At 40.1% G+C, this 20,415-nt stretch carries 13 protein-coding genes, 4 tRNA genes and 1 pseudogene; 14 read left to right on the top strand and 4 right to left on the bottom strand.

The window, feature by feature from the left end; translation table 11 throughout:
• Position 1 precedes the first annotated feature (1 nt).
• From mdcA to A3O17_RS03995, 6 genes are all read left to right on the top strand, one after another.
• Positions 2 to 1,645, top strand: coding sequence for a malonate decarboxylase subunit alpha (gene mdcA, locus A3O17_RS04020; protein WP_155728904.1), 1,644 nt, complete (start codon positions 2 to 4; stop codon positions 1,643 to 1,645).
• A gap of 12 nt (positions 1,646 to 1,657) precedes the next feature.
• The gene (locus A3O17_RS04015; RefSeq protein WP_064212838.1) at positions 1,658 to 1,957 is read left to right on the top strand and encodes a malonate decarboxylase subunit delta; all 300 of its coding nucleotides are present in this window, start codon (positions 1,658 to 1,660) and stop codon (positions 1,955 to 1,957) included.
• Positions 1,947 to 3,617 carry a biotin-independent malonate decarboxylase subunit beta gene (gene mdcD, locus A3O17_RS04010; RefSeq protein WP_064212839.1) on the top strand — a complete coding sequence of 557 codons (1,671 nt, stop codon included), beginning with the start codon at positions 1,947 to 1,949 and terminating at the stop codon, positions 3,615 to 3,617. The genes A3O17_RS04015 and mdcD overlap by 11 nt, the downstream gene beginning before the upstream one ends.
• Positions 3,605 to 4,255 (top strand): malonate decarboxylase holo-ACP synthase, encoded by a 651-nt coding sequence (locus tag A3O17_RS04005; protein WP_064212840.1) that lies wholly within the window; start codon positions 3,605 to 3,607, stop codon positions 4,253 to 4,255. Before mdcD ends, A3O17_RS04005 begins: the two co-directional genes overlap by 13 nt.
• Positions 4,256 to 4,276: 21 nt before the next feature.
• Complete coding sequence (locus A3O17_RS04000) at positions 4,277 to 5,011, top strand: SGNH/GDSL hydrolase family protein (RefSeq protein ID WP_064212841.1); 735 nt, start codon at positions 4,277 to 4,279, stop codon at positions 5,009 to 5,011.
• Positions 5,012 to 5,135: 124 nt separating this feature from the next.
• Complete coding sequence (locus A3O17_RS03995; RefSeq protein WP_064207942.1) at positions 5,136 to 5,891, top strand: exodeoxyribonuclease III; 756 nt, start codon at positions 5,136 to 5,138, stop codon at positions 5,889 to 5,891.
• 54 nt (positions 5,892 to 5,945) lie between these two features.
• On the opposite strand, the gene A3O17_RS03990 is transcribed toward A3O17_RS03995, so the two are convergent.
• Positions 5,946 to 7,166, bottom strand: a complete 1,221-nt coding sequence (locus tag A3O17_RS03990) for an MFS transporter (protein ID WP_064212844.1) — start codon at positions 7,164 to 7,166, stop codon at positions 5,946 to 5,948.
• 322 nt (positions 7,167 to 7,488) lie between these two features.
• Here A3O17_RS03990 and A3O17_RS03985 point away from each other — a divergent pair, with 322 nt between their 5' ends.
• From A3O17_RS03985 to A3O17_RS03965, 5 genes are all read left to right on the top strand, one after another.
• Complete coding sequence (locus A3O17_RS03985) at positions 7,489 to 8,775, top strand: DEAD/DEAH box helicase (RefSeq protein WP_064212842.1); 1,287 nt, start codon at positions 7,489 to 7,491, stop codon at positions 8,773 to 8,775.
• Positions 8,775 to 10,232, top strand: coding sequence for a peptide MFS transporter (locus A3O17_RS03980; RefSeq protein WP_064215130.1), 1,458 nt, complete (start codon positions 8,775 to 8,777; stop codon positions 10,230 to 10,232). Before A3O17_RS03985 ends, A3O17_RS03980 begins: the two co-directional genes overlap by 1 nt.
• Positions 10,233 to 10,331: 99 nt before the next feature.
• Positions 10,332 to 10,414, top strand: a tRNA-Tyr gene (locus tag A3O17_RS03975).
• A gap of 9 nt (positions 10,415 to 10,423) precedes the next feature.
• Positions 10,424 to 10,495 (top strand) — tRNA-Gln (locus tag A3O17_RS03970).
• 9 nt (positions 10,496 to 10,504) lie between these two features.
• Positions 10,505 to 10,577: transfer RNA gene (locus A3O17_RS03965), tRNA-Gln, on the top strand.
• A gap of 1,040 nt (positions 10,578 to 11,617) precedes the next feature.
• Here the strand turns inward: A3O17_RS03965 and yjeM are convergent.
• Positions 11,618 to 13,126 (bottom strand): glutamate/gamma-aminobutyrate family transporter YjeM, encoded by a 1,509-nt coding sequence (yjeM, locus tag A3O17_RS03955; protein WP_064212605.1) that lies wholly within the window; start codon positions 13,124 to 13,126, stop codon positions 11,618 to 11,620.
• 216 nt (positions 13,127 to 13,342) lie between these two features.
• On the opposite strand from yjeM, the gene A3O17_RS03950 reads away from it, so the two are divergent.
• Positions 13,343 to 13,416, top strand: a tRNA-Arg gene (locus A3O17_RS03950).
• A gap of 84 nt (positions 13,417 to 13,500) precedes the next feature.
• Positions 13,501 to 14,833, top strand: a pseudogene (locus tag A3O17_RS08010) (IS3 family transposase).
• A 132-nt stretch (positions 14,834 to 14,965) separates the two neighbouring features.
• On the opposite strand, the gene A3O17_RS03930 reads toward A3O17_RS08010, so the two are convergent.
• Positions 14,966 to 16,201, bottom strand: a complete 1,236-nt coding sequence (locus A3O17_RS03930; RefSeq protein ID WP_064212609.1) for an aminopeptidase — start codon at positions 16,199 to 16,201, stop codon at positions 14,966 to 14,968.
• Between the two features lie 86 nt (positions 16,202 to 16,287).
• Here A3O17_RS03930 and wecB point away from each other — a divergent pair, with 86 nt between their 5' ends.
• A complete protein-coding gene (wecB, locus tag A3O17_RS03925; protein ID WP_064212610.1) occupies positions 16,288 to 17,430 on the top strand; it encodes a non-hydrolyzing UDP-N-acetylglucosamine 2-epimerase in 1,143 nt (380 codons plus the stop codon).
• 35 nt (positions 17,431 to 17,465) lie between these two features.
• Here wecB and A3O17_RS03920 read toward each other — a convergent pair whose 3' ends face one another.
• Positions 17,466 to 20,309, bottom strand: coding sequence for a YfhO family protein (locus A3O17_RS03920; protein ID WP_064212611.1), 2,844 nt, complete (start codon positions 20,307 to 20,309; stop codon positions 17,466 to 17,468).
• Positions 20,310 to 20,415 lie beyond the last annotated feature (106 nt).

Here is a 20,415-nt window from a genome sequence, read left to right as displayed (position 1 = left end):
GATGAAAGTTAAAAGAAGTTGGACACAGCAGCGCGATGCTAAAAATGCGCGGATGGAAAAAGTCAGCAGTTTGTTGAATGGTAAATTTGCCAAGACAGAGGATGCCAAAGAAATTTTAGAACGATTGATTGAACCCAACGATAAGGTCGTAGTTGAAGGCGATAATCAAAAACAGGCTGATTTTCTTTCACGGACTTTAGCAAGTGTTGATCCTGAAAGAGTTCATGACTTACACATGATCATTTCAAGTATTTCACGTCCAGAACATCTTGATATTTTTGATAAGGGAATTGCATCGAAAATTGATTTTGCATATTCTGGTGCTCAAAGTACCCGGGTTTCACAAATGATTTCATCCGGGCGAATGAAGGTCGGCGCAATTCATACATACTTGGAATTATTTGGGCGGTTGTTTATTGATTTAATTCCGAATGTGGTTCTGGTTGCGGCTGAAAAAGCAGACCGCAACGGTAATCTATATACTGGATTTAATACCGAAGAAACGCCAACAATTGTTGAATCCGCAGCTTTCAAGAATGGAATTGTAATTGTTCAGGCCAATGAAATTGTTGACCAAGTTCCGCGGGTTGATATTCCTGGTGACCAAATTGATGTGATTATCCCTGCTGATAAGCCGTATGAATTGGAACCGTTGTTCACTCGTGATCCACAAAACATTACTGAAATTCAAATTTTGATGGCAATGATGGCTATTCGTGGAATTTATGAAAAGCACAATGTTCAATCATTAAATCACGGAGTTGGCTTTAACACCAGTGCAATTGAATTGTTATTACCAACCTATGGTGAAAAATTAGGCTTGAAAGGAAAGATTTGTCGAAACTGGGAACTTAACCCAACTCCAACGTTGATCCCGGCAATTGAAAGCGGCTGGGTCGAATCGGTTCACAGCTTTGGTGGTGAAGTTGGAATGGAAAAATACATTGCTGCTCGGCCGGATATTTTCTTTGTTGGAAAAGATGGTTCAATGCGTTCCAACCGCGCCTTAGGGCAAGTTGCAGGCCAATATGCCATCGACATGTTTATTGGATCGACATTACAGATTGACAAGTATGGAAATTCATCAACGGTTACTGCTGGTCGGGTTCCTGGTTTTGGTGGGGCACCGAATATGGGAAGCAATCCAACAGGACGGCGCCACTCAACCCCAGCTTGGCAAGCAATGAAGACGACGGATAATCCGTTAGACAAGGGACAAAAATTGGTTGTGCAAATGGTTGAAACGTTTGGTGCAAACAAACAACCGGTCTTTGTTGATAAGCTGGATGCAGTTGATGTTCAAAAAGAAATCAATATGGAAAATGCGCCAATCATGATTTACAGCGAAGACACAACGCACATTGTAACTGAAGAAGGAATTGCATACTTGTATAAGACTGATAGTATGGCAGAACGGCAAGCTGCAATCGAAGCCATTGCAGGGGTAACTCCGGTTGGATTACGGAGCAATGCAAGCCAGCTTCAAGATTTACGGAATCGCGGGATCGTTGCATTACCTGAAGATTTAGGAGTTCATCGCGGTGAAGCAAAACGTTCGTTGCTTGCAGCTCAAAATATGAGTGACTTAGTCAAATGGTCAGATGGGCTTTATAATCCGCCTGCAAAATTCAGAAGCTGGTCATAGGAGGAATCAATCATGGAAAAATTAAATTATAAATTCGACACTCAAGAAGAAGTGAAGGAGCCGGTTCATGTTGGTGTCGTTGCATCAGGCGACCTTGAAGTCCTGGTCTATCCAACGACTGATCCGCAAACAACGGTTGAAATTGTAACCGGAAGCAATGGCTTTGGTAAAGTTTGGAAAAACGTTTTAGACCGTTTCTTTGCTCGTTACCCATTACATGCAGATTTTAAGATTAATGATTTTGGCGCTACCCCAGGCGTAGTAAACTTACGGCTGGCACAAGCAATGGAGGAGATTAAGCATGGAGAATAGTTTTGTTGAATTAAATGGACGTGATCGTGCAAAAGCATTATTCGATCATGGGACAGCCCGCGAACTTGTGGGGCCGTTAGATAATTTATACTCACCGCATTTGATGCCTCAAGGAATTGTTCCGGAAAGTGATGATGGAATTATTTTGATGAAGGGTCAAATCAAAGGATTAGATTCAGTTGTCATCTCAATGGAAGGAGCTTTCCAAGGCGGCGGAATTGGTGAAGTTGGCGGTGCCAAAATTGTCGCAGCGTTGGAACAAACCTTAAAGGATAATCAAAACGGCCACAAAGAATACCCAATCATTGTGTTTGATACTGGTGGTGTTCGGTTGCAAGAAGCAAATTATGGTTTATTATCGATTTCTGAAATTCAAAACATGATTATTGCGTTGAAGAAGTATGTTCCGGTAATTGGGGTTGTTCCAGGACGAGTCGGCGCGTTTGGCGGAATGTCGATTACAAGTGCAATGATGTCATATTTGATTGCAACGGATGAGGCACGGGTTGCATTGAACGGACCAGAAGTTATTGAACAAGAAGCCGGGGTTCGTGAATTTGATTCATCAGATAAGAACTTGATTTGGAATACTTTAGGAACCAAGCAACGGGCAGCAACGGGCTTAGTTGACGAAATCGTTGATGATGACGTTGACTTGATTAAGGACGCAATTGTGGCTGCAATTCAAGCGAAAAAGGATAGTCATCGAACAGAAAACGTTGATTTTTATTTGAGTTTATTAAAGGACATTGATTTTAACCAACCAATGGATACTGAAGAATACCGGAAACTTTTTCCGACGGTTAAAGCGGGTAACCATCATATTGTTGAAGCTCAGAAATCATCAACTCCGAAAGATAAGAGTCGGGGCCGTCTCTGGTTTGAAAAGTTAACGGGAATTGAAAATGCGGAGAGCGAAGTTTCAACTGTGTTACATGCGACCGTTGATGGAAAAGAATTTATTGCAATCGTTCCCGATACTCAAAATAAACGGTTCCCTCGCGTTCGGGCTGGTGAAGTTGGATTAATGGAAGGATTCACGGTTGCTAAAATCGTTAACCAAGTAATTGAAGAAGATCAAGATAAAGAACAAAAACGCCCAATTGTATGTATCGTTGATGTTCCAAGTCAAGCATACGGCTACAAGGAAGAATTGATTGGAATCAACGTGGCATTGGCTTCAAGTGCAGCAGCATATGCGAAGGCGCGTCAAGCAGGCCATCCGGTAATCGACTTTATTCCGGGCGATGCAGTTTCAGGCGGATTCCTGGCTCACGGACTACAATCTAACCGGATGATTGCGCTAGGCGATGATTCAATTACAATTCAAGCAATGTCGAAGGCTAGTGCAGCTCGGATTACCTTACGGACAATTGAAGAACTTGAAGAAGCAACTAAACATGTACCGGCGATGGCTTATGACGTTTTTAACTATACTAAGTTAGGGGCATTATACAAGCGGATTGACAGTATTAAGTCATGGGATGCTTCGGATAAAAACGTTGCCCGTATTCAAAAAGAAATTGATGCTGCAATTGACAGTACAAAGGGGCAACCAACAGATTTAAGTTACCGTTATACGAATGAAATTGCAGTTAATGAAGGGCGCGTTGCAACGCTGAAGATGCGGAAAGCCGTTGAGGATCAATGGAACAATTAGTCTATCCGCATGATCTATTAACAATTACCCTTGAAAAGGATGAGTTATCGTCTTTTCCGGAATGGGCCCAGTTAAAGTTAACTGAATTTCAAACGGTGATCGTCACCCGGCAAAAGCCGCTTTCTAAAAATAAGATTGTTGTCGGGGTGCGTGGAAACCAGCGCAATCAACGGTTTGCTTTTGAAATCAACAAGCAAAGGATTCAGAAACGAGTAACTCCTTATGAGGCGTTGGAGCAATTTAAATTTAATCGACTACCTGAATCACGAAAAGGTTTTCCTGTCTTTCAGGCTTTGCGAAGTATTCAAGGTAAACACTTTTTATCTGCAGATTTTGGAATTACTGGAAGTGCCGGTTACGAAATCGTAACTGGTGATATGATGGTAAAGGAAACAAGCGATCTTGATTTAGTTTTGAAAGTTGATCATCAAATTTCGTTTGATAAATTGAAAAAGTTATGGGAAAATTTGAATCAATTTTCGGTGCATGCTGATGTTCAGTTGGTTAATGATGATCGCGGATTTTCATTAGAAGAGTTTGTTCAACAGAACGGCAAGCAGGTTTTGATGAAATCTGGCACCGGACCGTTTATTTCAAATTGTCCTTGGAGTGATTTAATTCAGGGAAAACATTGCTGAAGCAGGAAGAAGTTGAGTGGAATGGAAAAAATTGAAAATGGTGCTCAAATGCAAGCGTTTGTTGATGGTTTGCAAAATTCGCAACCATATCAATTCGGAAATTTAGCTGAATTTGGGATTGAAAAGCAAACGTATAATGCTGATTCACCATTGCAAGGAAGGAAAATCGGCTTTTTAGGATCGTCGATTACCTATGGTGCGTTTTCGCATGGAATTTCATTTGTTGATTACTTACAGGCTTGCGATGGGGTTGATGCAGTTAAATCTGCCGTGTCAGGGACGACGTTAGCCGGAAATGATACGGATGCATATGTAACGCGGTTTAGCCGCGATTTTGATCCTGATGATAATTACGATTTGATTGTTTGCCAACTTTCAACCAACGATGGCCGTCAAGGAAAGAAATTAGGTGAAATTGCGCAGACGAATGATTTTGATTTAAACACGACGATTGGAGCGATTGAGTTTCTGTGTCATGAAGTGCAAACGAAATTTAATTGTCCAATTGCATTTTACACGTGTGTTGATACGTTAATGGATCCTAATTACGCCAAATTGGTTCAGATTTTATATCAATTATCGCAGAAGTGGAATTTTTCAATTATTGATCTGTATAATGATTGCGGCGTCTTAGCGACAACTAAGATTCGTAAAAATGCAATGTTTGATAACATTCATCCAACGCAAGAAGGATACTTGAAAATTTGGTTGCCGGTTTTTGAAAAACGGTTAGGTGAAATTTTAAGTAATAAATAATTTGAAGTAAAGGAATGGAAGTGAATTTTTACATTTCCATTCTTTTTTTAATAGTTAACATTTCAATCTCCAATCCATTTGCGTTACCCTGAAATTAGGATCAAAACTTAAAGGAGTAATCAGAATGAAACTGGTCAGTTGGAATGTGAACGGTATCCGTGCAGCCATTAAGCATGGTTTTGAAGATGTTTTCAAAGAATTGGATGCAGATATTTTCTGTATCAATGAAACAAAGCTAAGTGCGGGACAATTAGATTTGAACTTTCCTGGGTATCAATCTTATTGGAACTATGCTGAACGAAAAGGGTATTCGGGAACGGCTGTCTTTACGAAAAAGAAGCCGTTAAGTGTTCAAAATGGAATTGGAATTGCGGAGTTTGATGATGAAGGTCGGGTAATCACGCTGGAATTTGATAACTTTTATGTGGTTGCATGTTATACGCCAAATGCCAAGCCGAAATTGGAACGGCTTGATTATCGGGTTAAATGGGATAATGCCTTTCGAGAATACTTGCTTAAGTTAAAAGCTCAAAAATCGGTTATTTTATGTGGCGACTTAAACGTTGCGCATGAAGAGATCGATTTAAAGAATCCTTCAAGCAATCACCATCATGGCGGTTTTTCAAATGAAGAACGGGAAGACATGACAAAGTTATTAGATAGTGGTTTTATTGACACTTACCGGTATTTCAATCCGGATCAAACCGGAGCTTACTCATGGTGGAGTTATCGGTTTGGTGCTCGGAAGCGGAATGCTGGTTGGCGGATCGATTACTTTATTGTTTCAGATGATCTTAAAGATCAGTTGCAAGAAGCTGCGATTTTAAGCGATGTGATGGGATCAGATCATTGTCCGGTTGAATTGAAAATTAAGTTGTAATTAAAAGAGGTTGTGACTCGTATCACAACCTCTTTGTTTCATGTGAAATTATCTTTATTCAGGTTCAACGTCCGGAGCCGGGACATTTTTAAGTTGGCGAAAACCAGGTAACAGTTGCATGACAATGAAACTGATCAAATAAAGCCCTGATAAGAACATCATGGTAACTTTCAAGTTAAAGTATTGCATCAATAGCCCAATGATGAATGATGAGAACCCGCCGATTGCCCGGCCAACATTCATGATCAGGTTATTGGCAGTTGACCGAATTTCGGTTGGGTAAAGGCGACTGATTACTGCGCCATATCCGCCAAACATTCCATTTGAGAAGAAACCAATTAACATTCCCGCAAGAATCATTGTCAAGGCGGTGTGAGCTGCAAGGATAATGAAAAGGACGCATGCGGACCCAATCAAGAAAATGCTGAATGCCGTTTTCGCACTGAACTTATCCATGATATAGCCGAAAACGACCATTCCAAGGCTCATCCCAACAATCGTGGCAATCATCCAAATGGAAGATTTGGAAACGGAGAGGCCCTGTTGCTTTTGAACGATTGATGGTAACCAGTTCATTAAGCCGAAGTAGCCGGCGATTTGAACGATCGTCATTACCATTAATCCTAACGTTTGAAATGTTAACCGCGGGGTTGCAAATAAACGGGTAAACGAAATTTTGCGATGGTTCTTTTGGGCATCTTCCTTCGCGGTTAAGAATTCTTGACTTTCGGTTAAATGCCGCCGAACAAAGTAGGTTAGGATCACGGGAATGATTCCGAGAAGGAAAAGGGCATTCCAGCCAAAGTGTGGAATGATAAATGAAGCAGCAAGGGCAGCAAAAATTGCCCCAACTTGACCGCCAATTGCGGCAACCGAAGTCATGCGGCCAACCTGCTTGGTTTCAAAGTTTTCAGCAATTAAGGCCATCCCAACGCCGTATTCACCGCCAGCCCCAATTCCGGCTAAGAACCGTAAAATATAGATTACGGGTAGCGAATGAGCAAAGAACATTGCGCCGGTTGCGAATGCGAAGATAAAAATGGTATAGCTGAATGTTTTGATTCGCCCAATTTTATCACCTAATAAACCAAAAATTGCACCGCCGAATAACATTCCCAGGTTAGTCATCGTTCCAATCAAGCCAGCCGCTCCTTGTGAAATATGGAGGCTGGCAATGATTGGGGTTAATGCAAATGACAAAAACATGATATCCATGTTTTCAAGTGAAAATCCGGCTGCTGTTGAAGCAATCGTCCACTTTTGATTCCTGGTCATTTTTCCAGCTGTGCAATCATTTTTACTATTCAATTTAAGTCCCTCCAAAATCGATGCTCACGGGCATCATTTATTTTTCAAAGAACGATTATACACTTTTTGAGGACCAATGGGGGAAATTTTTTGAATTAATTTAAAACGTATTTTAAATATTGACGATGAACTGCATATTTTTAAAGTATACTTTAAAAATGCGTCGGTTTTAGTTGAAATTTAAAGTGTGTTTTAAAAGCAGAGTAAAGTTTAATTGCAACGAAAAAGTGTAATCTGAAAAGGAAAATGCTACAATAAAAAGGCATTAAATAAATGAGGAATTATAATTATGAACGAAAAATTTAAACAATATTTTAAAGAACAAGGATTTGCTGAATTAACGCCGATTCAGCAAGCAACGCAAGAAGCATTGCAAGCCGGCGAAAATGTTCTGGGAATTGCGCCAACTGGGTCAGGAAAAACTTTAGCATATGCGTGGCCATTACTTGAAAAGGTGATGCCTGGGGATGGAACTCAATTAGTTGTCATGGCGCCTTCCCAGGAACTAGCTGCCCAAATTACGGATGTCATCCGTGAATGGGGGAAATTGATTGGGTTAAATACAATTTCCTTAATTGGTGGGACCAACATTAAACGGCAAATTGAACGGTTAAAAAAACATCCTGAAATTGTCGTTGGAACGCCGGGCCGGATGCTGCAGTTGATCGAACAACGGAAATTGCGGTTGCATAAGGTAATTGCAGCCGTAATCGATGAAGCAGATGAAATGCTTCAGGAAAAAGAATCAATGGATACGATTCGTGATATTTTGAGTCATGCTCCATCAGAAATTCAGTTAGTTTTCTTCTCCGCAACGAAAGCGCCGGTCTTTAATGAATTTCATCAATGGTTTGGAATTGAACCGCAAGTCATCGATGTTTCTGATCAGGATATTACTGGGGGCCAGGTTACCCATTATTTGATGGAGACTCCGACCCGTAAGCGGGTTGATATGTTGCGGAAAATCGCCAATTTACCTGAAATGCATGCATTGGTTTTCTTCAAACAAACGGCAACCCTTGAAGAGGTTTATCAAAAATTACAACATCACCATATTCCGGTTGCAATGTTAAGCAGTAATGGCCGGCAAACGGACCGGCAACAGGCATTAGCGGCGTTGAAAAAGGGTAAACTGACCTTTATTTTAACTACTGATATTGCAGCCCGGGGAATTGACATTCCAGGATTACCGGCTGTGATTAATTATGACATTCCAAAAGACCAAACGACGTATATCCACCGGGCCGGACGGACTGGTCGGATGGGCGCGCCGGGAGCCGTCTTGAATTTAGGGAATGAACATGAATTACGCAATTTTAAACAGCTCATGGATCAAAGCAAACTTGATATTCAGAACGGAATTCTTTATCAAGGAATGCTTTACGGCGAAGAGGCAATGGCTGATCTTGATTTGAAGAAACGACGCCAACACCAGAAGCCAGTTGTTAAAAATGAAGAGCAAGCAAAGAAGAAAAAGAAGAATCGGAAACGGAATCGAAAGAACAAGGGAAAGCCATCTGCTCATAAGAAAAAATATAGGATAACTATGAAAGGAATTAAAAATTGTCTTCAATAATTAAGTCGCAAAAAACATTTTTAGGACACCCGCGTGGATTGGCAACCCTATTTTTCACTGAGATGTGGGAACGTTTTAGCTACTATGGCATGCGGGCAATTCTGCTGTTTTACATGTTTTATTCGGTAACGGAAGGCGGATTGGGCTTTAGTAAAGCGACGGCCGCATCGATCATGTCGATTTACGGGGCGCTAGTTTACCTGACAAGTGTTCTTGGCGGTTTTATGAGTGATCGCCTGTGGGGCAGCCGGAAAACGGTTTTGATCGGTGGAATTTTGATCATGCTTGGGCACATCGTTTTAGCAACGCCGTACGGCAAAGCCGCATTGTTTATTTCGATCATTCTGATCACTTTTGGAACCGGAATGTTAAAACCCAACGTTTCTGAAATGGTTGGCAGCTTGTATGATAAAGACGATTATCGCCGGGAAGCCGGATTTAATATTTTCGTATTTGGAATTAACGTGGGGGCCTTTATTGCGCCAATCATTGTGGGGTACATTGGGCAAACATATAATTTTCATATTGGCTTTTCACTTGCCGCAATTGGAATGTTTTTTGGACTTGTTCAGTATTCGATCGATGGCAAGTTGTACTTATCGCCTGACAGCATGTTTCCAAATGATCCGCTTGAACCGGAAGAAGTTCGCGGACTGATTAAAAAGGGGATTGCGTGGGTTATTGGGATCGTTTTGACTTGCGTAATTATGATTGAATTTAATCTGTTTAATATTAGTAACGTGATCCTTGTATTATCGGTCCTTTCAATTGGAATTCCGATTTATTACTTTGTTGTAATGCTGACCAGTCAAAAAGTAACGGTGAACGAACGTAAGCGGGTCGTGGCCTATCTTCCATTATTTTTAGCTGCAATCGTCTTCTGGATCATTGAAGAGCAGGGGTCAGTTATTTTGGCGATTTTTGCTGAAGAACAGACTAAATTGACGGTGTTTGGCCACTCATTCCCAGCAAGCTGGTTCCAAAGCATGAATCCGCTATTCATTATGCTGTACGTTCCATGCTTTGCTTGGCTATGGAGTAAACTCAAGAATCATCAACCATCATCAGCAACCAAATTTTCATTGGGATTATTTTTTGCGGGAATTTCGTTCTTATGGATGATGCTTCCGGGAATGATTTATGGGACTCATACCAAAGTTTCGCCTCTCTGGCTGGTTATGAGTTGGGCACTGGTCATTATTGGAGAAATGTTGATTTCACCGATTGGACTTTCAACGACCACTAAACTGGCTCCACAAGCATTTCGGTCACAAATGATGAGCATGTGGTTCTTAACGGACGCGGTCGCGCAAGCAATCAACTCGCAGATCGTAAAGTTTTACAACCAGACAACCGAGATTCATTACTTTGGAATCATTGGGGGAGTAACGATTATTTTAGGACTGATCTTATTGATGATTGCCCCCAAGATCAAACAATTAGCAATGTCAGACTAAAAAAATAATTTTTTTTGAAAAAAGTCCTTGCATTTTTTCTAAATAGCATGTATGATAATTAAGTCGGGTGTGATAAGGCATTTGATTTTAATTGAACATGGAGGGGTAGCGAAGTCTGGCTAAACGCGGCGGACTGTAAATCCGCTCCTTCGGGTTCGGTGGTTCGAATCCACTCCCCTCCATTATATTATTGGGGTATAGCCAAGCGGTAAGGCAACGGTTTTTGGTACCGTGATGCGCTGGTTCGAATCCAGCTACCCCAATTTTTTTATTGGGGGTGTAGCCAAGCGGTAAGGCAACGGTTTTTGGTACCGTGATGCGCTGGTTCGAATCCAGCTACCCCAATTTAGATTATTATTTCTTGGGCCAATGGGAGTATTAATTTTGACTGTTGGTTGTGGAGTATGATTTTTTATAGTTAAGGTTTAGTATTTTTTATGACTTTTTGTTAAGTTGTACTGGTGAAGAACTTGAAGCATTAACTGCTGTTATGCAGTTGATGCTTTTTTGATTTGAAAGGAAAATACAATCAATGTGATTAAAAAAATTATTTAATTACGGAGCCCGTAATAGTAGTGCTTTTATTTTACGATTAATTCCTTCAATAGGACCGCTGGAGTAATTGGAATAACAAGCATTTTCGATGATGAAATATTTTGTTTTAGAGTTGAAACGGCGTCACCCATGTCACTTCGTGTCGGATTGTAATTATAAATATGAAGGATTGATTCATTTTTTTCTCTAGTTGCTTCTAAAATTCCTTGATATACTTGATAAAACCGTTTGAATTTTAATGAAAAATCAAAAATAAGGTCTGATGCATTACGTTGAGGCATGTTATTCATTGATTCCGTTAAGGAATACCGATTTGTGTCAATGATTTCTTTCTCATATTTGTGGAATAATTTCCAATGGAATTTAAGGAGTTACAACGGTAGCACCGATAACGTTGTTTAACCGTTGAGAATATAACGATCATCGCTAAGATTACTTAAGCGGATTTTTGTTTGGCATGTTTCGTTTTTAATTACGTCGAGAAACCTGCATTTTTCACAAGTTCAACGTCCTAAGAAAGTTTGGCTTCAATAATATCCCATAATAGTCTGATGAGAAATATTATTATCTTCAATTTCGACCAATTTTAAGATATAGTTACTTATGAACAATTCCCTAACACTTCTTTCAATGGGGTTTGGTCGCTTTATATTGTATTATAGAAGGACAGAAATGTCCTTTTTATTTTGTCTAAAATCAAAAAAATAGTATTGATGATAATTTCACCAATACTAAATGCTATAGACTTATATTTTTGAGAAAAGTATAAAAAACTCTGGAGCCTAAATAAGAAAAATTCAGGATTTAGGCACTTAACTGACTATTAATTGCTATTGTTTAATCTTTTTCGAACGAATCGTGTAAAGAGCCCATGCAAAAATTCCAAAGACTAATGGACCGGCAACGGTTGCTGTGGCACCAACCCAATCCTTTTCAATAAACGGTTGGATAATTGTGAATCCATTTGCAATTACCAAAGTAATTAAGGTAATCGTTACGATCACTAACATTGTTTTCCGACTATGGAAAGCTTCAAATGGCCGGTCGAGGTCTTGCCGTTTCTTAAAGAACGGAAAGGCTGCAACTAAGAAGAGGTATGGTAATGTTGATGCAACGTTACTCATTGAAGTTAAGAGGTTGAACAAGAACTTTGAATCTTGGTGAATCAAAGTTGATGCAATTGCAACCCCACCAATAATGACACACACGATTGCGGTTTGAACCCAAAGAGCAAATGAAGGCATGCCTTTCTTATTTAACTTTGTAACTTTTTCTGGCCAAAGTTCTTTTGGTGAACCCATAATGAATGACTTCAATGGTGAGTAGATCAAAACGAAGAATGAACCTAAGTAAGCACATAACATTCCAATTGCTGATAACCGGGAGAAGACCGTTCCCATTGTCAACGCAGTGTGCGTTGATAAGTGGAAAGCTTTCCCTAATTCTAATCCAAGGTTTTGCATCAAGACGTATGTAATGTTACCTAAGTTTACGTCAGGATGATTAATTACGTGATTCCAGTTAGTTGAAATTCCCCAAAGGAAAATGTTCAAAGCATAGCCAATTCCAATAACGATCGTACTGATGATAATTGCCCGGGGGAAGGTCTTTTCCGGTTTATCCAATGAATCGGTAACGCCACCCATTGATTCAAGACCACCATATGCGAAGATTGCATAAATCATGAAGCTAATCATTGCAATCGGTGATTGGAATTGTGGGTTAACTGATGTTGCAAATTGTGAAACATGTTGAATTGGTTGAGCCAATTGGAAATGATTCTTAAATAAGATAAAGACACTTGAAAGAATCAATGTTACGTTAAGCAGCATAACGGCTAACCCACCAATTGACGAAATCTTGGCAATTGTATCAATCCCATGGTTAACAAGCCAGGTAATTGCAATTACACCGATGATTGAAATCAATGCAACCGTTAAAGTTGAATTTAATCCGAACAGATGCCATGTGTTTGTTGTATCATGGCCGAAGATAATGGTTGAAATCGTGATACAGATCTTTTGAGAAACCATTACTTGCCAAATTACCCACGCGGATAACCAAATAAAGGTAGCAATAAATGACCATTTTTCACTGATTGAGGCATCAAGCCATGAATAAATTCCACCTTTGCTTTCTTTTAAAGCAGAACCGTATTCAGCGTACATCAAACTACTTGGAAGGAAGTAGAGCAATGCACCTAAAATGTACCATAGGATCGCACCGTATCCCATTTGCATAAAGGCAACCGGTGTATTGGCAAACCCGAAGATCGTTGAGAAGATCATCAAGACTAATGCACCAGTTGTGATTTTCTTTGCATTGTTGTTTTCACTCATCTAATAATTCTCCTTAGAATATTTTTAAACAAAAAATGTTTTATAAAGCATATTATACACGATTTATGGCAAAAAATGTAACATAAAACCAAATTATTAGAAAATATTTAAAAATAAAAGAGACTTATCCAATAATTATTATTAAATTTTAAAAAATGGAGATACTTGCGTGCCTTTCAAAGATTAATTATACTTAAACTATTGTTTTAATCAGTTGCGCTTGTAGCTCAGCAGGATAGAGCAACCGCCTCCTAAGCGGTAGGTCATCGGTTCAATTCCGATCAAGCGCATAAACATCAAAAAGAGGTTGTGACCATAAGTGATATGCACCCCAAATCTTGGACAAAATAAATCCAAGATTTGGAGTGTTTTTTATGCGTTTTTCAAAACAAGATAAGATTAATATTTATCTCCTTTATCAGAAAGGATACCCATATTCAGAGATACAGCGATATTATCCAATTGGGAAAAGTAATTTTTATTACTTGACTCAAGTATTAGATCGTTTTGGAGTTTGTTGGTTGGATCGTCCTCGGCATAAATGGACCAAAGAAGAAAAAATGAAAGCAATTAATCGAGTATTGCTTAATCATGAAACCCAAATAGGTGTTGCCTTAGACTTAGGACTATCTTCAGATGGCATATTAGCTAATTGGATTCGAGATTATCGAAAAAATGGTTATAATGTGATTGATAAACCAATAGGAAGACCGAGGAAAAAGACAATCACAAAACGTAATCAAAAGAAAATTAAACCAGAAGACAAGAAAATCAAGGAACTTGAGGAAGAATTACTCTATCTAAGAGCTGAAAATGCCTATTTAAAAGCATTAAGGGAATTGGCAATCGAAGATCAAAAAAAGCAAAAGTAATTGAACGACTTCGTTGTCAATTCCCACTGGCAGTTCTGTTGAAGGTCGCTAAGATGAGTCGTTCAACCTTCTATTATCAACGATCTCATAAGAAAGACCGGCAGAACCATAAAATCATGAAACGGATCAAAGAAATTTTTGATCAACATCACGGAAACTACGGTTATCGTCGCATAACGTGTGTATTACGTAATGAAGGAATGACAATCAACCATAAAAAAGTTAAACGTTTGATGAAAACTATGGGATTATTTGGCAAAGTTATCCGGAAACGTAATCGTTATAGCTCTTATAAAGGAACAGTCGGTAAAATTGCGGGAAACGAAATCAACCGTCACTTCAGTGCTGATCAGCCACATATACTGACGTTACTGAGTTTAGACTTAATAACGGCGAAAAAGTATATTTATCACCGATTTTAGACGGATTCAACGGAGAGATTATTGCCTATGATGTTCCCAATTCGCCTAATCTCCACCAAACGTTTAAGATGTTAAATCAGCTTGATCGATATGGATCACTAAATGGAATGATTTTACACAGTGATCAAGGATGGCAATATCAAAATGCGGCATACCAACGATTTTTAAAGGAACGCGGAATTATCCAAAGTATGTCCCGTAAAGGAAATAGTTTGGATAATGGATTAATGGAAAATTTCTTCAGTGTTCTGAAACGTGAAATGTTTTATGGTTATGAAGACCAATACAAAAATACTGATGAATTGATTCAAGCAATTCACCAGTATATCCAATATTATAATAACGACAGAATTAAGGTAAAACTAAAAGGACTGAGTCCTGTTCAGTACAGAACTCAGTCCCAGATTGCCTAGCTAATAAAGTGTCCAACTTTTGGGGTTCACTTCAAAGTCGCAGCCTCTTTATTGTATCCGTATAATCGAGTTCCAAAACAAACGAGCCATGAGGAAGCTCTTTTTAACGTTTTGTTATACCTTCTTTGATAATTAAGCCCAATCACCGTTTCGGAATACAGGAACAATCGTCCCGTCCTTTTTGATTCCGTCAATGTTCATATCAGCTGAGCCGACCATAAAATCAACATGGGCTTGACTAAAGTTAATTCCCTTAGCTTTAAGTTGATCTTCGTTCATCTTGGTTCCGCCCTGAACGTTAAATGGGTAAGCAGCCCCTAAAGCAAGGTGATCGCTTGCGTTTTCATCAAAGAGGGTGTTAAAGAATGTAATCCCTGATTGTGAAATCGGTGATGGATCCGGAACAAGGGAAACTTCACCAAGTGAACGAACACCGTCATCAGTTTCAAGAAGGTGATCAAGGACAGCTTGGCCTTTTTCAGCCGTTGCTTCAACAACTTTTCCGTCTTTAAATGTGAATTTCATATTTTCAAGAATGTTGCCGGCATAACTTAACGGTTTGGTTGAGGTTACGTAACCGTCGATTCGGCGGTTATCAGGCGCAGTGAAGCATTCTTCGGTTGGCATGTTAGCCATGAATTCGATCCCGGCAGCGTTTTTGCTTCCGCCACCTTCCCAAACGTGATTTTCAGGAAGACCGATCGTTAAATCAGTTCGCGGTGAAGTGTAGTGTAATGCACTGAATTGTTCTTTATTTAACCAGTCCTCTTTTTCGTGCAACTTAGCATCGTGATCTTTCCAAGCTTGAATTGGGTCTTCGCGGTCGATCCGGGTTGTTTTGAAAATCTCTTCCCATAAACGATCAACGGCGGCTTCACCCTTTAAATCAGGAAAGACGCGTTCAGCCCATGCTGGACTGGCAGCGGCAACAACTGTCCAACTTAAATCATTGTTTTGGGTTGCTTGCCGAACAGGCATTAAGGCTTTTCCATTCGCACTCTGGTATGCGGCAACCCGTTTTTGGTCAATTCCGCCAAATGCACCGGGATCTTCTGACATCACTGAGATCCGGCAGCACCGGTGATCAGCAATGTATTGGGCTTCTTCCTTGGCAAATTCCGGAACATTTTCAAGAAATTCATCGCTTGCATGTTCAAGAAATTCACGTTGGGTAAAGGTATCGCTCCATTTGATCATTACTTTTCCGGCACCGGCCTTGTAAGCTTCTTTGACGATTAGGTGGGCGAGATGTTGTTGATCAACATTAATGTAGAGAACAACTTCTTGCCCTGGTTGGACGTTGATGCCGACCTTGACGATTAATTCAGCATATTTTTGTAACTTTTCTTCAAAATTTGCAATTGTCATAGTAAGGAACCTCCACTCATCTTAATATATATGATAGCATAGAAATGTAAGTGAAATTGATTATATAGGGCAAGAGGAGGATCTATATGGAAAAAATCAAAGTAATGACCGTTTTTGGGACGCGGCCAGAAGCAATTAAAATGGCCCCGCTTGTATTAGAATTGAACAAGCATGCCGATCAAATTGAAGCGGTGACGACCGTTACGGCTCAGCACCGGGAAATGCTGGACCAGGTTCTTGAAATTTTTAAGATCAAACCGGATTACGATTTGAATATTATGCACCAGGGGCAGAGTTTAAATGACATTACGATTGAAGTTTTGAACAAATTAAAAGCGGTCATTGAAACTGAAAAGCCAGATATTATCCTGGTTCATGGTGATACGACCACAACGTTTGCAGCAAGTTTAGCGGCTTTTTATCAACAAGTTGCAGTCGGCCACGTTGAAGCCGGTTTGCGGACCTGGAATAAATATTCACCATATCCGGAAGAAATGAACCGGCAAATGACGGATGACCTTGCTGATTTATATTTTGCGCCAACGCAGCAAAGTAAGGATAATCTGTTGAAGGAAAATCATGCAGCCGCAAAGATCTTTATTACCGGTAATACAGCGATTGATGCGTTGCATGAAACCGTACAGGATGATTATCACCATGACATTTTAGAACTTGTTGATCCACAAAAGAAATTGATTTTAGTAACGATGCACCGGCGGGAAAATCAAGGTGAACCGATGAAACGGGTCTTTAAGGCCATTCGTGATGTTGTTGAAACTCATCCGGAGATTGAAGTGATTTACCCGGTTCATTTAAGCCCAGCGGTTCAAAAGACAGCCCATGAGATTTTTGATCATGTTGACCGCGTTCATTTGATCGATCCGCTTGATGTGGTTGATTTTCACAATCTCGCTGCCCGCAGTTTCTTCATCATGTCAGATTCTGGCGGTGTTCAAGAAGAAGCTCCAGCACTTGGAAAACCAGTCCTTGTGCTGCGGGATACAACCGAGCGTCCGGAAGGGATCAAGGCGGGAACATTAAAACTCGTCGGAACGGATTATCAAACGGTTAAGACTGAAATGGAAACGCTACTGGATGACCAAAAAGAATATGAAGCAATGGCAAATGCTAAAAATCCATACGGTGATGGCCATGCCGCTCAACGAATCGTTGAAGCAATCCAGTATCATTTTGGCCAGCTTAAAGAACGTCCGGAAGAATTTAAATAGAAAAAAACGCGACATTGATTGTCGCGTTTTTTTATCTATTCTTTTTTCTTGCGAACGAGCGTGATTCCACCGCTAACTAACGTAATGATTATTCCAATCGCTGAAATGAGGATCCCAAGTTTTAATCCTGGAGTATGGTAGCTCAATTCAACGTGATGAACGCCGGCAGGAAGCTTGATTCCAATAAATGCGGTGTTCGTGCGCAGGAGCGGAACCTTTTTGCCATTGACCGTGGCTTGCCACCCATCGGAGTACGGAATCGAAGAGGTCAAGATTCCCGGACGGGTGGTCTTGATCGTCCCTTGAAGATGGTTCGGTGATAATTTCAGCTGCCGTAGCCGATTCTTTTGAATAGTTTGAACTTGGTGAGCATATTGGCTTCCAAGGGGTTCGGCAACCAGTTTCAAATTAAACGAGTAAGTCCCTAAATGGTTAAAGTTTAACGCAATCGTTTGTGGAATCTGAGGGTAAAACCCTAAATTCATCGTTCCGTTTTTGACTTGTTTATAGAATGACAAAATTTGAGCCTTCGGTTGTTTGATAACTTCTTTTCCAAGTGGGGTAGTTGCCTGAATTTTAAAGCTTTGATCAGGCAGACCGCTAATGATATTGTTTCGGAATGCTTGGTAAGCACTTAATTTCGAGTTTTGGGTCAACTTTCCATCGCTCAAATGATAGTCGGCATTGGTTTGCTGCATTGTAATTTGTTGTTTCAACGTTAATGGTTGATAATGCAAGTTTTCAAATTCAAGGTGCAGTTCAGAATTCTTCAATGCTTTTTGCTGTTCAGGGGTCAAATTTTGAAGATCGAGAACAACTTTGTAACTTTCATTTGAATCAAGATGCTCGAGGTGTTGCGGATCAATCAGGTTTCCATTGCTTGAAATCAATTTAAACGGAAGGTTGATAACCTGTCCCTTAACAGACGCTTGCGGTAGACCGTTTGATTGGTTGACTAAAACACCATCAGCAAGGGCCCGCTCTTTTTGAGTCGGACCGTAGGCTGTGTACTGGTTAGGGGTAAAGACCTTTGATTGCCAGTACATTAGTGGAAAATTCTGTTGGGTACGATACCGCAGGATCCGGTCGTTTGTATACGTATTCAGCATTTGGCTGGCATCGAGCGTATAGCCGGCCGGAATCTTAGCACTATTTGGTTGTTGGCGGTGAACAAAGATGTATTTAACCCCGAAAAAGTTATTTGCAACTGTCCGATCATCAAACTGGGCAAGCGGAATGTTAGCCTCAAATTGAGTGTTTTGCAGATTTTGAGCAAAGTCGCCAATTAATTTATTCTGTAATGAATAGTACGAATTAATGGAATTGACGTTTGCTTGTTGATTATTGTACATATGATACCCAGCACCGAAATCTGCATTTTGACTGATCGTTGAGATTCGATAACCGGTTTGATCAGTTAGTTGTTGGGCGAGCTTTCCGTATTGAATATCAGCAAGGCGCGAGTAACTTTTCCGCGGTAGCATTTCGTTTGAATATCCTTCATTAAAAGGAGCCTCAAAGTAAACAGCATTACAAATCACGTTTAATAAGACGACGCCAAGAAGAATTTGCCGCGCATGGTGCGGTTGATAATGGTGAATCAAAAGCAACGCGCCAAGAGTAACGAAAAGAAAGACAACGGGAATAAATATCTTTTCATTATTTTGGAAGAAATAGTCCGCACAAACATAGGCGATGTAAAGAATCGCTCCAATCGTAAACCCTTTGATGGTTTTTATAGATAAAGTTTCAAGATTATCAGCAAGGGCCGCGCATGCTAAAGCAACTGGAAGACATAACATTAACGTCCACCGGTTAGACGGAGCCAAAAAGCCGTTGAAAACGGAAGCACACGCGGGAATAAGTAAAATAATGAAACTAATGATCAAAACCGAGTTAATGATTCGGTACTGTTTGAATGCTTTAAGAGTGTATAAAATGGCAAAAAATGCGATGCTGGCAAAGCCAAGGGCACTCCAAAAGTAAAAGTCGCGGTTGCCGCCATTGATCAGTTGCCCCGGCAAGCTTAAATAGTAATATGCCGGATATACTTTTAATCCGTTGGCAAAGGTGCTTGAAGTCCGGGTTGAATTATGAACGGCAATAATTTCCGGAAGTAAGAGAACGGCCGCGTTGATAATACTTAAAGCCGTTGCGCCCGCCAGCTTAGCAAACAATTTTAGGTAGTTTTTCTTGGCTTTAAGATCCCATAATAGGCGCAAGCCTAAATATACAATGGCTCCTAAACCAAGGATATAGGCAAAGTAAAAGTTATTGATCAGCATCCACGTAAATGTGAACAGTAACGGCCAAACAGATCTTCCTTGAATGACCCGTTCAAGATTGACGATCAAAATTGGAAAGATAATAAACGGCAGGGTAAAGAACGGTTGAGCAATGTTTGAGTAAAGCAGAAAAGCATTAAAAAGGTAGACAAGCGCTCCGATAACAACCGACGAATCTTTTAATTTTAAATGGAATGCACACCAGCAAAATGCTAAACCGGCACAATATAACCGTAAGACAATCAGGAATTGATATGCAAAAACAATTTTACTTGCTGGAAAAAGCAAAACAAGGTATGTAAAAATGTCACCAAATAAATAGTAAGCATCAACTTGGAAAGCGTCGCCGCCAAGTCCCATATGCCACGACCAGCCGGGGAGGGCCGCAAGGGATGGATGGTGGATAAAGTTCAGTAAGCATTTGCGAAATTCAATTAAAAGCGGCAAATGCTGGTTAGCACCGTCGAGTCGCCAAATTAATGAATGTCCGGTAACCAAGTAAGTTCCGTACACAAATAAAGCAACGATTAAAAAGGCTGCAGTGTATTTTAAATATCCGAATTTATGGCTTTGACGATCAAACGAAAATTCCACCAAAAGGTCCTCCTTACATTATTCTCTCTCGTAATATATATTTTGTAATCATCTCACGATGATTTTCCTTAAAAATTAAATTCTTTGTTTTAGTACTGTGTGGTAC

The organism is Ligilactobacillus aviarius (genome assembly GCF_001654615.1).
GTDB lineage: Bacteria > Bacillota > Bacilli > Lactobacillales > Lactobacillaceae > Ligilactobacillus > Ligilactobacillus aviarius_B.
The sequence above is the reverse complement of the archived record's forward strand: the minus strand, read 5'-3'. Positions and strand labels throughout refer to the sequence as shown.